Raw genomic sequence first — 11,384 nt, 5'->3', positions numbered from 1 at the left:
CGCCGTCAGGTCACTTCAGGTGCGCGCTGGTGGTCCCCAGGAAGCAGATCACCGCGGCGCGGGCGGCGGCGTCCTTCAGCCCGGAGAAAGCCATGTAGGTCCCGGGCACACGGCCCGGCGGGTCGGTCAGGAACCAGTCGATCACGGCCGGGCTCCAGCGGTCCTTGCGGGCGGACATGGCCGCCGAATAGGCGAAGCCGCGCTCGCTGGCGGGCCGTCGGCCGATGACGCCCCAGAGGCTGGGGCCGACCGTGCCCGGCTGGTCCTTGACGATGGAATGGCAGGTCGCGCACTTTGCGGAATAGATGTCCGCCCCGGGGCGGGCGTCGCAGCTCGGGTTCGCCTGCGCGCCGGAAGTCGCCGCCAGAAGGGCGCCGGCAAGGCTCGCCACCAACGCAAATTGCTTTGTCGTGAGGGCCGGCATCAGATCAGCACCTCGCTGACCTGGCGGGCGATGATGGCGCCGCGGGCGATGGCCCCGTCGATGAAGTTGCGCCAGCCGTTGTCGCCGACATCGCCGCCGGCCATGTAGATCCGGCCCTCGGGGCGGGCCAATTCATCGAAATATTTGGTCATCCCGCCCGGCGCGAAGCCGGAGAAGGTGCCGAGCGCGAACGGGTCCTTGCCCCAGGCGTAGCTGGTGCAGCCGAGCACTTCGAGGTTGGGATCGAACTGGCGCAGGACCGCCTGCACCGCCGCCTCGTCATTGCCGTCGAAGGCGTCGGCGCGGGGCGAGAACCCGACGATGAGGGTCGAGTTGTCGAGTTCCTTGTAGGTGAAGAAGGTGCCCGGCCCCTGGGTTCCGGAAGCCGCCCACTGGACCTTGCCGAGCCGACCCTTGACCTCGGCATAGACCTTGATGCCCGACGGAGTGTAGCCGCTCCGCGACGCGGCCAGCTTGCCGTCGGACAGCGCCGGGGCGAACTCGATGGTCTTGAGCACGCGCGGCGGCAAGGCCAGCACCACCGCGCGGGCGGTCACAGGCTTGCCGCTTCGCGGCGTGACGATCACCCCGTCGCGCACCTGCTCGATGCGGCGAACGGAGCTTCCGAGGCGGATCTCGACCTTGCCGTCGGCGGCGATGCGCCGGGCCAGGGCGCCCGTGCCGTCGATCAGCTTGTAGCGGGCGACCGCATCCAAGGTCACGCCCCAGCTGTTCAGGCCGAGGGCGTACCAGCGCATCATCTCCACATAGGACGCCTGGTCGATCGGGCAGTGGGCCATGGATTCGACGACCGGTACGACGAACCCGCGCTGCAGCGGCGTCAGCGACACCGCCTTCAGGCGGTCGGCCGCGGTCATGGCGTCGCGACTCGCGATCTGCGCCCAGCAATGTTTGGAATCGTAGGGCCGGTCCCAGACGGTTGCGGCCTCAGCGAAATAGGCGCCGACGCCCGTCGCGATCTCCTCGATCCGGCTTGTGACTTCGAAGGCCGTACGGCCGGCGCCGTCGACGACCACCGCCTGTTCGGGGACTGCGCCCGGCGTCTCCTCGACCGCCATGCCGTAACGGGTGATCTCCGACCACACCGCCGGCTGGGTCCAGTGCACCCAGGTCCCGCCGAGCTCGATGTGATGGCCGCGGAACTGGGTGTCGAAGGTGCGCCCGCCCAGGCGGCTCTTGGCCTCAAGGAGCAGGGTTTTCAGGCCGTTCTTCTGCAGGTCGCGCGAGGCCGTGACGCCCGAGAACCCGCCGCCGACGACGATGACGTCGTAGTCGGTCTGGCGCGCGCGACGCGCCTTGTGCGCCCCGGTGGTCTCGGCCGCTACGGCCGGCGCGGCGAGCAGGCCGGCCCCGGCGGTGGTCATCGCAGCCTGGCCCATGAACAGGCGGCGCGAAACGTTGTTGCGGGTTACCCGGTCCTTGCTGGACAATCGCCCCTCCGATTAGGTCATTTGCCCTAATCAATTAGGGCGATCGCCCTAGACTGTCAAGCGTGGTGTTGTAGACTACGGCCATGGCTGACGATTCCATTGGAAAGGCAGGGCCAATCCGCCGCGCCCGGAAAGGTGGAGGGCAAGGCGCAGCGCCGGTTTCGGCCGGCGAAAGAGGCGCCACCATCGATCGCATTCTCGACAGCGCCGAGGCCGTCTTGATGCAGCACGGCTATGCCGGCTTCACCACGCGCCGCGTGGCGGAAGCAGCGGCCATCGCGCCAGGCAACCTGTCCTACCACTTCCCCAGCAAGCTCGAATTGCTGCGCGCCCTGATCGAGCGGCTGGTCAGCCGCTATTCCGATCGCCTGCGGGCCGCCCTGGAGGACTCGCCGCTGGCGCCGGGAACGGACCTTGGGGCGATGCTGCGCTGGCTGATGCTGGACGCTGTCGCCGACGATACGGTTCGGGTGTATCGCGAGCTGTGGGCGATGTCCCTGCACGACGAGGTCGTGCGTGAGGCGGTGGACGATCTCTACGACGAGATCATGGACAATATCGCCACCGCCCTCCAGCGCGCCTGTCCGAGTGCTGACCCGGTGGCGGTCCGCGATCTCGTGCAGTTTGTAGCCTTGTTGTCGGAAGGCACGACGGTGCTCTACGGCACGCGTGGGGAAAGGGCGGTTCCGCTCGAGCGGATGATCGACCTCGCGGTGAGCATGATCGGCGTCGTCGTGCCGGAGCTGGCCTCTGACGCGGCGGGTTAAGCGTGTAGCGACCAGGGCGCCCTTGGACGGGGGCAGTGGGGTCTAGCACGGCGGGGCTGAACACCGTGCGTTGCTGGCTTGAGCCGGCCGGCCGTCGCCAGTTGCTGTCGTCCCGAGTTGGGCCCCCACAGAAGCGTCGGCTTCCCGAATCCGGTCATTGCGGTCGGCCAGGGAGGGATGGCTGAGGGGCCTTGCCGTAAAACAAAGATGGGATTATGTTGAACGCTGAAAGGTGTCTCCATGTCCGCTTCCCCGATAACTGAATTCGTTGTTCGTCGTCGTGAGTCCGTGGTGGCGGCTGCGAAGGAGGCGGGGCTGCTGCGCGGCGAAAACAGCCACGTCGGGGCCCGCGTCCCGCAACATCTCCTCGACCAGGCGAAGGCGCGGACCGGCATCGCCTCGACCACGGATCTGGTGGAATACGCCCTCGCCAAGGTGGCGCTCGAGGACGATTTCGGCGCCAAGCTCGTAGCGCGCAAGGGTTCGATCAGCAGCGATCTAGACCTTGGGCTTTGATCGCGCAGGCTCGCTACGCCGGATCAAGCCGCAGCGAAAATCCAGCCCACTGGCTCGCCGGCCGGAAACTGATTTGCCATGGGTTGGCGCACCGGGGCCAGGCGCTGAGCTCTTGCTCGACACCTGCGTCTATCTGGATGTCCTGCAGGGAAAGACGCCAGTCGAGGTGGACAATCTTTTGCAGCTTCGCATCGTGAATCACTCGACCGTCGTCCTAACCGAACTGACCCATCTCTTCGGTCGCCTCGATCCCAACCACTCGGGCACGCGAAGGACGCTGTCCGCCGTAGGCGATGCGATCGACGACATTCCGACCCACCGATTGACACCACCCTCGTCCCGCACCTGCGGCGAGGCCGGCATGCTCGCCGGCATGGCGGCACGGCTTGGCGGCCGCCCTTCGGGCCTGGAACTCCTCAACGACGCTCTGCTTTTCTTGCAGGCCCGTGAGATGGGGTGTGCGATCCTGACCGCGAACATCGTCGACTTCGATCTCTTCGACCAGCTGCTGCCGGGATCGGGGCTGTTGCTCTATCGGACGCCATAGGGGCGAATGACAGAGCCTTGAAGGGCGATGCTCGGTTCGACTTCGCGGAGCCCTCAAGCCTCGATCGGTGCTGGTAGTCTAACGCTAACTTGTCTCCGCAATTGGAACGAACGAGGAAACTCGACCGCGGTTTGGGCAGCCTGACCGGTCGGGAGGGCAGGCGGAGTCGATGAAACCTATTTCCTTCAAGCGCCACCGGTTTCCGCCGGACGTGATCCGCCAGGCGGTGTGGCTCTATTTCCGCTTCACGCTCAGCATCCGCGATGTCGAGGAGTTGCTGGCCCAGCGCGGGATCGAGGTTAGTCGGGAGGCGGTGCGCTGTTGGGTGAACAAGTTCGGTCCGCTGATCGCTGCGAACCTGCGACGCCGACGATCGCCGCCGACGGGCCGCTGGCATTTGGACGAAATGGTGGTGAAGATCGCCGGGCGGCGCATGTATCTGTGGCGCGCTGTGGACGACGAGGGCGAGGTGCTTGACGTACTGGTGCAGAAGCGGCGCAACAAGCACGCCGCCCTGAAACTGCTGCGACGCCTGTTGAAGAACCAGGGGATCCATCCCGAGAGCATCACCACAGACAAGCTGGCCGCGTATCGCGCGGCGACCAAAGCCTTGAATCTCAACGCGCGGCATCTGCCGGGCGGCATGGGGGAGAACAATCGGGCGGAAAATTCCCACCTGGTCATTCGACGACGAGAGCGAAAGAAGCAGAAGTTCAAAAGCCAGGGCTCAGCCCAACGCTTCCTCGCCAGCCAGGCCGCCGTCTACAATACCTTTAATCTCAAGCCCCACTTGATCTCCCGACGCGGACTGCGGGCCCTGCGAGCCCGGGCTCACCGGGAGTGGGCGATCGCGACCCAGGCGGCCTGAAGCCGGGACAGGGGAGGGGGCGATTTCGGTCCGGCTGACTTAACGTGTCAGTTCCCTTTCAAGCGACCAGCTTGGCAACTCCGAAGCAGGGTTCCGCGCGACCGCGATCAGGCCGCGCGCCGGCAGAGTGAATGGCGGGAGTTGCGTATACGCAACAATGAGCCGCAAACAAGGTAATAGATGAATTATTGCAACCGACGAAAAATCTGACTACGGTGCCCCCGTCCTTGCGAAAGGGCGCCACGGCGGGGAGCTCGCTCTCCATTGCGGCCATATCGAACCGGTCGCCCCGACAAAGGTCGGCGCCGAAATGGGGAAGTTGGAATGCAGAGAACCGGAGAAGGGAGCGGCGTTCGCCACCACCGACATGATTTGCCTGCGTGGTTGTTCCTCGCGGCGTCCCTGCTGCCTATCGCGGCCCAGGCCCAAGGGGCGCCGCCTGCGGCCCAGCCGGGCGCGGGGGCGGCGGCGAGCAAGCCTCTCATGGTGGAGGAGGTCATCGTCACGGCGCAGAAACGGTCGGAGACGTTGCAGAACGTGCCGATGAGCATCACCGCCGTGACCGGCCAGCAGCTCGAACGGCGCGGCGTGATGAATTTCGAGGACCTGGCCAGCGGCGTGCCCTCGTTGGCGTTCCGCTCCGCCGGTCCCGGACGACAGCAGCTGGAACTGCGCGGCATTTCATCGAACGCGGGGATTTCCTCGACGGTCGGCTACTACCTCGACGACCTGGCGATCTCTGGAGCTTCTTCCGACTCCGAGACGTCCTATCAGCAATCCAACCTCGATCCTGACCTGTTCGACATCGAGCGCGTTGAGATCCTACGAGGACCGCAAGGGACGCTCTACGGTTCGGGCGCGATGGGCGGCGCTGTCCGCATCCTGACCAAGCAGCCTGTGCTGGGGCGCTTCACGGCCGACGTAAAGGCGGACACCTCCTACACCGACCATGGCGGGCTCAACGGCGAGGTGAAGGGAATGGTCAACATTCCCATCGGCGATCGCGTGGCCTTGCGCCTGGTCGGCAGCTATCGCGACTATGATGGCTACATCAACCGGCTGGTCGGCAATTTCGACGCGGGCGGGGCGATCACCGGACCTGCGGCCACGCCCGGCGACCCCGGGGCGACTCCCCTATCGGGCGTCACCTTGCCCAATCGGCTCGGAACAGGTCCGATCCGTACCTATAAAGGCGTCAATACCGAAAAAGTCCTGGGCCTCAGAGGGGCGCTGCGCTTCCAGATCAACCCGGATTTCTATGTCCAGCCCGGCGTCTTCTACCAGAAGATCGATCAGGGCGGCAAAAATTCCTATGACTCCGTGCCGGGAACGCTGGATCAGCGCCGCCCGTTCAACATCAGCGAACCCTATGCCGACGAATTTGAAATCTACGATCTGACGGCGAAATACGACTTCCACAAGTTCACCGTCCTGTCGGCCACAGGCTATGCCCATCGGCAGATTTCGAATACCGAGGACTGGTCGGATGCCATGACCTACTTCTTCGGCTACTATAATCTCAACGACGCGAACTTCTTGCCGGCCCAGCGGGTGCTCGCGAACGGTTCGCTCGCCTCGGTCGGCGACCTGTTCGCGAATTCCGCCTTTCCCGCGACGGTCCAGCCTTACCCGGCCCCAATCCATGAGAACAACCGGCTGGACAATTTCTCCGAAGAGCTGCGCGCCAGCTCCAGCGGCAATGGGCCTCTGACTTGGACGGTCGGCGCCTTCTACAAGCACACGACCAGCGACGCTCAGCACCGGTTCGACGTGCCCGGCTATTCGGCGACCTTCCCCGCCTACCAGCAGCTGGGCGTCGCCGTGTTCGGGTCCGGCGGGTGGCCCTGGGGCGATCTGCTGGCCTACAACCAGATCCGCAACCATATTTCGGAAGAATCGGTCTTCGGCCAGGCGGACTACAAGATCCTCGACAACGTCACCCTCACCGTCGGCGGGCGGTATTTCGGCTATTCCTCCAGCTTCGTGCGCAACAATGACGGCCTTTTCTACGGCGGCGGCTCCGCGCTGACCGGCGTTCCGCTGACAGGCTCGTCCTCCGGCACGGGCTTCACCCCCAAGGTGCTGCTCTCCTACAAGCCGGTCCCGGCCTCGGAGCTCTATTTCTCGGCCGCCGAAGGCTTCCGGATCGGGGGCGCCAGTTCGCCGATCCCGGTGTCGCGATGCGCCCAGGACCTGGCGGCCATCGGTCTCACCAACCCCCCGAGCACCTATCGGCCTGATAGTCTGTGGAGTTATGAGCTCGGCTCGAAGAATCGCCTGTTCGACAACCGCCTGACACTCAACGCCTCTGTCTACGACATCGAGTGGAGTCAGGTTCAACAGCGGATCAGTCTGCCCAATTGCGGCTTCAGCTTTACGGCCAACGCCGGCAACGCCCGATCCCGTGGGGCCGAAGTCGAATCCGTGGCGCGCCTGAACTCATGGCTGAACCTTTCCGGCGGCTTTGGCTACACCGATGCGACGATCACCTCGTCAGCGCCCGGGACCGGCATCAAGCCCGGCGCCCCGCTGCTCGATGTGCCGAAATGGACAGCCAATGTCGCTGTCGACACCAACTTCAGCGTCGCTGGAACCGACGACACCTTCCGGGTGCAGTGGAACTATGTGGGTGACCGCCTCGACGACTACTCCGAGCCGGTGAAGCCGAGCTACAGCCTGGTCGGCGCCAGACTGACGCTGCGAAACAAGTCGCCATGGGAGGCCACCCTATATGTCGACAACCTGCTCGACACCCGGCCGGTGCTGACCCGCATCGACACGCTGGGCCAGATCTGGTCGACCTTCCGCCGCGTGGAGACGTTGCGGCCGAGGACGATCGGCATCAGCTTCCAGCGGTCGTTCGGCAACTGACGCGAAGGCGAGTCCCAACGCCACTTCGCAGGACCTGCGAGTCGCCCCGCAGGTCCCTTTCCTTTCTCGCCGCCGAGGTCATGCACTGCAGGTGCGTTTCCCAGACGCTAGCCAAAGGGCTCAAAAGGAAACACGCAGCCGAACCGAGCGGCACGCACCTGTGGTGCATGCCCCAATGATGAGGTGAGGGCGACTGGGGATGGGCAGGGCGCTTCAATTGCGCCCTTGGAAAACGGGACGATCCAATGAGCGCCAAATGCAGTACCGAACCAGAAGCCCCAGCCGCTTCGGACAGCTTTCAGCGAGGGTTGTCTACCAGGCGCGAGGTGTTGGGCGAACGCTATGTTCGGGCGTCTCTGGATGGAGCCACTGAATTCGACTGGCCCATGCAAGTTCTGACGACGGAGTGGTGCTGGGATGGAATCTGGAATCGACCAGGTCTCGACCGGATGCAACGATCAATCATCAACCTGGGTCTTCTTGTCGCCCTCAATCGGCCGCACGAACTCAAGATCCACGTGCGGGGGAGCCTAAATAACGGGCTGACGAAATCCGACATTCAGGAAGTGTTTTTGCAAACTGCAATCTATTGCGGCGTACCTGCGGCCATGGATGCATTTCGGGTGGCGGCGAGCGTTTTTGAGGAAATGGGGATCTGAACCGGGGTGCGGCGGCTTGGCGTCGCTACGTACGATAAGTCGGCAATCCCCAGCGCCAGACGAGGGCGCCGGCGCGAAGGGCGAAGCCGAGCGCCGCCGCACTGGTTGCCGCGATCCAAGAGGGGGCGCCAGCCAAGCTTAGAAAGACCATGACGCCCGACGAAAGCGCCGCCGCCGTCACGTAGAGCTCCGGCTTCATCAGGATGGACGGTTCGCCGGCCAGCACGTCTCGAACGATCCCGCCAAGGCACGCGGTGAGCACCCCGAGCGCGAAGGCCGGAACGGGCACGACGCCGAATGCGAGCGCCTTGGCCGCTCCGTAGGCGGCGTAGGCGGCAAGGCCCACGGCGTCGAGCCACACAAGAGCCCGTCCGCCCCAGAAGCGGGCGGGGGTCAACCACACCGCCAGCGCCATCGAAAAGCAGATCAAGAGGGTGGCGTTCTCTCGGATCCAGAATACCGGGGCGGCGATCAGGAGGTCGCGAACGGTGCCGCCGCCCACCGCAGTCGCGACGGCGAAAAAGGCGAAGGTCAGCAAGGTTTGGCGGCGGTCGGCCGCCACCAGGGCGCCGGACGCAGCGAAGACGGCGATGCCGATATAGTTCATCCACTCAAGGGCAGGCATCAGGATGGGCGTGACAGCCGTGGTCGCCATAGGCGCAGTCTAGCTCCTGGCCCGACCCTCACACCATCCGCTGGAGGACGTCGTTGGCCTTGTCCCGATCGACAAAGCGATGTTTCAGGGCCCCCAGGATATGCAGAACCACCAGCGCCAACAGCGAATAGGCGAGCACCCGGTGGATCAGCCGGTAGACCTCGAAAGCCTTGTCGTTCTTCGGCAGCAGTTCGGGCAGGTAGAGGCCGAAGAAGAACACGCCATCGCTTTGGGTGAACGAACTGGACATGGCGTAGCCTGCGAGCGGGACCAGGATCAGAAGCACATAGATCGTCGTGTGCACGACTTTGGAAAGCGCAGCCTCGGACCTCGGCAGGCTCGCTGGCGGCTTTGGCAGCACCGTTCGCGCGCGCAGAGCGAGCTGCGTGAAGGCGAGGATCAGGATCAGGATGCCGAACGACTTATGGAAGGGGTAGAAAAGGTCGAACTTGGCCGGAACCTTGTCTGGCAGCGAGACCATGGTCCACCCGGCCCAGATCTGGCCGAAGATCAGCAGGGCCCTCAGCCAATGCACGATCCGCATCGACCTTGGGTACTTGTCGATGGTTGGGGTGATGGTGGCCTTCACGTGCTTGCTCTTTTGCCTGCTCGATTCAGAGGTAGACGCCGCGCGAGAAGCCGCCGTCCACGGTCAGGGATTCGCCGGTGATCGCGGCGGCCGCCGGTGAGATCAGGAACGCTACGGCCGAGGCGATATCGGCCGGATCGAGCACGCGCCGCAGCGGGATCCTGGCGACGAACTCGGCCTCGATCTCTCCCGGCGAGCGCCCGGCCGCGTCTGCCTGCTCCTGAAACAGTTCGTCCAGATGCGGCGTCCGCACGATCCCAGGATGCACCGCGTTGACCGTGATCCCGAACGGTCCGAGCTGGTCGGAGAGGGTCTTTGTCAGGTGCGACACGGCGACGTTGCGCAGACCGCTCAAGGTTTCGGACGAGCGGCCGGTCAGGCCGCCGATATTGACGATCCGACCGGCGCCCTGCCGCTTCATGGCCGGCGCGACCGCCTTGGCGCAGCGCAGATAGCCGACGACCTTGGTGTTGAGGTCCTGCAGCACGGCCTCGGCGTCGATCTGCTCGACCGGGCCTGTCACCCCGGACGGATTGGCGGCGCAGTTGACCAGCACGTCGATGCGAGCGAACCGGGCGAGGGTTTCGCCGACCAGCCCATCGACCTGCCCTTGGTCGGTTACGTCGGCCGGCAGGGCGAGGCAGGTGGCTTCGCCGCAGGGGCCGGCCGCGCCGATTTCCTCGGCTGCCGCCTGCAATGGGCCGATGCGCCGCGCCGCCAGCGCCAGGCGATGTCCGTCCTGGGCGAGCCGGCGGGCGATGGCGAGGCCAAGGCCGGCGCTGGCGCCGGTGACGATGGCGACGGGAGGGACAGTCGCCCCCGGTGGAGCGGCTAAATCGGTCATAGCCGGACTGGCGCCTGATTTGCGCCGATTGCGCCAACCGGCCGGCGCAGACCGCCAAGGATGATGGCGACGCCGAAGGCCAGCACCAGGCTGCTGCCCCAGATCACCGGCCCGAAGTCCCCGTGCTGCAACAGCATGGCCGCGGCGGCAGGCCCAAAGCCGAAGCCCAGGGTCTGGATGCTGCCCATGGCGGCGACGACGCGCCCCTCCGGGTCCGCATCGGCGCAGAGGCCCGACAGAAGCGGCTGCGACAGGTTCCAGGCGAATGTGAGAAGCACGGAGGCCGCCAGCAGGACCACTCCGCTGACGCCGCCCTGCAGCATCTGGAAACTGACAATGGACACGGCGCCGCTGACCAGCAGGGGGAGGCCGCGCCCGAGCCGCTTGGGCAGGAAGCTCGCCGAGGCTGCGCCGCCGATGCCGGCGAAATTGGCGATGGCCAGGGCCCGGCTGATGTCGTCCGCCCGCAGGTGATGGGCCTGGCCGATCTGCTCAAGGTAGCCCCACATGGCGCCTTGGGCCATGAAGTAGAAGAACACGCCGGCGAGGCCGGCGATCGCCAGGCGGCGGTCGATGCGGGCGCCGGCTTCGCCGGCCCGGCCGGCGAGCCTTCCGTCCGGGAACCAGCGTAGCGTCACTCCAAGCAGGAGGGCTATCGCGGCGACCCCCAGGAAGAGGGCCGACGAGCCGAAGCGGCTCTGCAGGGCGGGCAGGCGCCACAGCAGGGCCGAGCTGATGAGGGCGCCGACCACAAGGTAGATGCTGAAGGCCCGGTCCGGATTGGCCGCGCGGCCGAGCGCGGCGAACGACACGCCGATGGCGAGCCCCTCGCCAACGCCGGCGACGACCCGCGCGAGCACAATGCTCAGATAGGTGTGGGCGAAACCTGTGGCGAGGTTGCCGGCGGCGATGAAGACCAGGCTCAGGGCCACCAGCCAGCGCCAATCGACCCTGTGCAGCAAAAGCGCACTGGCGCCGATCGCCAGGGCCATGACGTTCAGGTCCCAGGCCGAGACATAGCCGAGCTGCTGGTCGGTCAGCGGCGCAAGGCCCGGCAGCAGGCTCATGAAGCCGGGAACCATCCAGATGATCAGGGCGCCCAGGACGCCAAGGGCCATGGCTGAAGCGAGGGCGGCCCGCTTGTGAGGCTGGTCGTGCTGCGCGGTGCGAGGTGGGAGTGTGGCGTCCATGGG

The 11,384-nt window shown here is 65.7% G+C and carries 12 protein-coding genes; 6 read left to right on the top strand and 6 right to left on the bottom strand.

Going from position 1 to position 11,384, the window contains the following annotated elements; genetic code table 11:
- Positions 1–10: 10 nt before the first annotated feature.
- Positions 11–391 (bottom strand): c-type cytochrome, encoded by a 381-nt coding sequence (locus KCG34_RS10790; protein WP_211940357.1) that lies wholly within the window; start codon positions 389–391, stop codon positions 11–13.
- A 32-nt stretch (positions 392–423) separates the two neighbouring features.
- A complete protein-coding gene (locus KCG34_RS10785) occupies positions 424–1,875 on the bottom strand; it encodes a flavin monoamine oxidase family protein (protein ID WP_211940356.1) in 1,452 nt (483 codons plus the stop codon).
- Between the two features lie 83 nt (positions 1,876–1,958).
- Here KCG34_RS10785 and KCG34_RS10780 point away from each other — a divergent pair, with 83 nt between their 5' ends.
- The 6 genes from KCG34_RS10780 to KCG34_RS10755 all read left to right on the top strand — a co-directional run bounded on the left by KCG34_RS10780 (position 1,959) and on the right by KCG34_RS10755 (position 8,103).
- On the top strand, positions 1,959–2,642 hold the full coding sequence (locus KCG34_RS10780; protein ID WP_211940355.1) for a TetR/AcrR family transcriptional regulator: 684 nt from the start codon (positions 1,959–1,961) through the stop codon (positions 2,640–2,642).
- 240 nt (positions 2,643–2,882) lie between these two features.
- Entirely contained in the window at positions 2,883–3,158 is a 276-nt protein-coding gene (locus tag KCG34_RS10775) for a hypothetical protein (protein WP_211940354.1), read from the top strand.
- Positions 3,159–3,270: 112 nt separating this feature from the next.
- Positions 3,271–3,705 carry a type II toxin-antitoxin system VapC family toxin gene (locus tag KCG34_RS10770; protein ID WP_211940353.1) on the top strand — a complete coding sequence of 145 codons (435 nt, stop codon included), beginning with the start codon at positions 3,271–3,273 and terminating at the stop codon, positions 3,703–3,705.
- Between the two features lie 169 nt (positions 3,706–3,874).
- Positions 3,875–4,573, top strand: coding sequence for an IS6 family transposase (locus KCG34_RS10765; RefSeq protein WP_211940352.1), 699 nt, complete (start codon positions 3,875–3,877; stop codon positions 4,571–4,573).
- 483 nt (positions 4,574–5,056) lie between these two features.
- The gene (locus KCG34_RS10760) at positions 5,057–7,444 is read left to right on the top strand and encodes a TonB-dependent receptor (protein WP_211940351.1); all 2,388 of its coding nucleotides are present in this window, start codon (positions 5,057–5,059) and stop codon (positions 7,442–7,444) included.
- Between the two features lie 245 nt (positions 7,445–7,689).
- A complete protein-coding gene (locus KCG34_RS10755; protein WP_211940350.1) occupies positions 7,690–8,103 on the top strand; it encodes a carboxymuconolactone decarboxylase family protein in 414 nt (137 codons plus the stop codon).
- A 25-nt stretch (positions 8,104–8,128) separates the two neighbouring features.
- Here the strand turns inward: KCG34_RS10755 and KCG34_RS10750 are convergent, their stop codons facing one another.
- The 4 genes from KCG34_RS10750 to KCG34_RS10735 are packed head-to-tail and all read right to left on the bottom strand — an operon-like array spanning position 8,129 to position 11,381.
- Entirely contained in the window at positions 8,129–8,758 is a 630-nt protein-coding gene (locus KCG34_RS10750) for a trimeric intracellular cation channel family protein (RefSeq protein WP_249138300.1), read from the bottom strand.
- A gap of 28 nt (positions 8,759–8,786) precedes the next feature.
- Positions 8,787–9,347 (bottom strand): cytochrome b, encoded by a 561-nt coding sequence (locus KCG34_RS10745; protein WP_249138299.1) that lies wholly within the window; start codon positions 9,345–9,347, stop codon positions 8,787–8,789.
- A 25-nt stretch (positions 9,348–9,372) separates the two neighbouring features.
- Positions 9,373–10,191 (bottom strand): SDR family NAD(P)-dependent oxidoreductase, encoded by an 819-nt coding sequence (locus KCG34_RS10740; protein WP_211940349.1) that lies wholly within the window; start codon positions 10,189–10,191, stop codon positions 9,373–9,375.
- Positions 10,188–11,381: an MFS transporter gene (locus tag KCG34_RS10735; RefSeq protein WP_211940348.1), complete on the bottom strand. Its 1,194-nt coding sequence runs from the start codon at positions 11,379–11,381 to the stop codon at positions 10,188–10,190. The genes KCG34_RS10740 and KCG34_RS10735 overlap by 4 nt, the downstream gene beginning before the upstream one ends.
- Positions 11,382–11,384: the final 3 nt, after the last annotated feature.

The sequence above is a fragment of the Phenylobacterium montanum genome (assembly GCF_018135625.1).
GTDB classification, from domain to species: Bacteria; Pseudomonadota; Alphaproteobacteria; order Caulobacterales; family Caulobacteraceae; genus Poindextera; species Poindextera montana.
Note: the sequence above shows the minus strand (reverse complement) of the source record. Positions and strands in the feature narration are given on the sequence as shown.

What these genes read in the sequence shown, in the direction of transcription:
- KCG34_RS10780 (WP_211940355.1), top strand. Translation starts at nt 1,959, where the DNA reads ATGGCTGACGATTCCATTGGAAAGGCAGGGCCAATCCGCCGCGCCCGG.
- KCG34_RS10775 (WP_211940354.1), top strand. Translation starts at nt 2,883, where the DNA reads ATGTCCGCTTCCCCGATAACTGAATTCGTTGTTCGTCGTCGTGAGTCC.
- KCG34_RS10765 (WP_211940352.1), top strand. Translation starts at nt 3,875, where the DNA reads ATGAAACCTATTTCCTTCAAGCGCCACCGGTTTCCGCCGGACGTGATC.
- KCG34_RS10760 (WP_211940351.1), top strand. Translation starts at nt 5,057, where the DNA reads ATGGTGGAGGAGGTCATCGTCACGGCGCAGAAACGGTCGGAGACGTTG.
- KCG34_RS10755 (WP_211940350.1), top strand. Translation starts at nt 7,690, where the DNA reads ATGAGCGCCAAATGCAGTACCGAACCAGAAGCCCCAGCCGCTTCGGAC.
- KCG34_RS10750 (WP_249138300.1), bottom strand. Translation starts at nt 8,758, where the DNA reads ATGGCGACCACGGCTGTCACGCCCATCCTGATGCCTGCCCTTGAGTGG.
- KCG34_RS10740 (WP_211940349.1), bottom strand. Translation starts at nt 10,191, where the DNA reads ATGACCGATTTAGCCGCTCCACCGGGGGCGACTGTCCCTCCCGTCGCC.
- KCG34_RS10735 (WP_211940348.1), bottom strand. Translation starts at nt 11,381, where the DNA reads ATGGACGCCACACTCCCACCTCGCACCGCGCAGCACGACCAGCCTCAC.